Annotated in this window: 2 protein-coding genes; one reads left to right on the forward strand and one right to left on the reverse strand. The window is 65.0% G+C overall.

Annotation, left to right across the window (positions count from 1 at the left end):
* The first annotated feature begins 88 nt into the window (after positions 1–88).
* Positions 89–841: an IclR family transcriptional regulator gene (locus tag WBQ44_RS12630; protein ID WP_495567032.1), complete on the forward strand. Its 753-nt coding sequence runs from the start codon at positions 89–91 to the stop codon at positions 839–841.
* Between the two features lie 5 nt (positions 842–846).
* Here the strand turns inward: WBQ44_RS12630 and WBQ44_RS12635 are convergent, their stop codons facing one another.
* Positions 847–1308 carry an NAD(P)-dependent oxidoreductase gene (locus WBQ44_RS12635; protein WP_495567031.1) on the reverse strand — a complete coding sequence of 154 codons (462 nt, stop codon included), beginning with the start codon at positions 1306–1308 and terminating at the stop codon, positions 847–849.
* Between the last annotated feature and the right edge of the window lie 213 nt (positions 1309–1521).

Consider the following 1521-nt stretch of genomic DNA (forward strand, 5'->3'; position numbering starts at 1 on the left):
GGTTACTCCCGGATCTTCTGGTCATTCCGCCGGCTCCACTCCCGGATCTTCTGGTCATTCCGCCGGCTCCACTCCCGACACCCAGCCGGTGAAGTCTGCCGAACGGACCATCCACATCCTCGAGACGCTGGCAGCCTCGCCGACTCGCATGAGTCTCGGCGAACTGCAGGAGGCGTGCAAGTACCCGAGATCGAGCTTGCACGCCCTCCTCCGGACGTTGAAGGAACTGCGGTGGATCGAGGCCGACGAGTCCGGTTCGCGCTACGGCATCGGCACGCACGCGCTACTGACCGGCACGTCGTACCTCGACAAGGACTCCGTCGTGGGTAGGGCAGCGGCCGTCCTGGAAGCCCTACGTTCCGACGTCCGGCACACCGTCCACTTCGCCCGACGCGACGAGGACCATGTCATCTACCTCGCCAGCCGCGGATCGAAGCTCGAGGTTCGACGCATGCACCGCGTCGGACGCAAGCTGCCCACCCACGTCACGGCTTTGGGTCAAGCGCTGCTTGCCGAGCTGACCACCGACGAGGTCACCAGGCTCCTGCCCAAGAAACTCGAGCGGTACACCGACAACACCATCGTCGACCGTGACGCACTCATCGCCGAATTGGGCGAGGTCCGCAGGCGCGGTTGGTCTCTGGAAGTGGAACAGGGCACCCCGGGCGTCGTATGTATCGCGACGGTTGTCCCCTATCGCATTCCCGCGACTGATGCGCTCAGCGTGTCGATGCCCGCGGAGGTCGCGTCGTATCCCGCTGAGCTCGAACGTATTGCGGGCGTACTGACCAAGCACGCCGACGTCTGGGCCCGTGAGCTCCGAGCCGAGGGTGTGCGGTAAGCCGCCTACAGCTGCGAAATGCTCAGCCGCGCGGACACGACGACGACGTCGGACCATTCCATCAGCTTGTCGAGATCCGAGGTGTTCGAGGACCATTCGAGGCTGTCGCTCGACGCGTTTCCGCTCCCGGTCACCGCTGCGCCGCGCGCACCGAATGCCTCGAACAGCGTCCACGCACGCTGACCGATGTGCCCGAACCCGACGCAGCCGATCCGAGCACCGCGCAGTGACAACGACTGCGGAATCGACGGGTCGTCCACCGAAGTGGCGAACACACCCGTCCGCAGCGCGCGATCCTGCTCGAGAAATTTACGACGCAGCACGACCGTCGCCGCGATGATGCACTCCGCGATGATGCACTCCGCGATCGACTGCTCGCGGTGGAAGGTACTGCACACCTGCACATCCGGCCCGAGACCTGACCTGTCGACGATGACAGCAGCTTCGTCGAACGGGACCGACCACACGAACTCGTGGCCCGCCAGAGCATTCTCGAACTACTCGCGGTGCGGCAGCACGTTTCGGTCCCCCACGACGATCTTCATCGCAGTCGAACTCATCGGGCGAGGGCCGGCCGCTTGCTGTCGAAGGTCCAGTCCGGGACGAGGTACTGCATTCCGATGGCGTCGTCGCGGGAGCCGAGGCCCTCCTTCAAGTACAGCTCATGAGCCGCGTCGATC

It is taken from the genome of Rhodococcus sp. (in: high G+C Gram-positive bacteria) (assembly GCF_049591685.1).
In the GTDB taxonomy this organism is placed as follows: domain Bacteria; phylum Actinomycetota; class Actinomycetes; order Mycobacteriales; family Mycobacteriaceae; genus Rhodococcoides.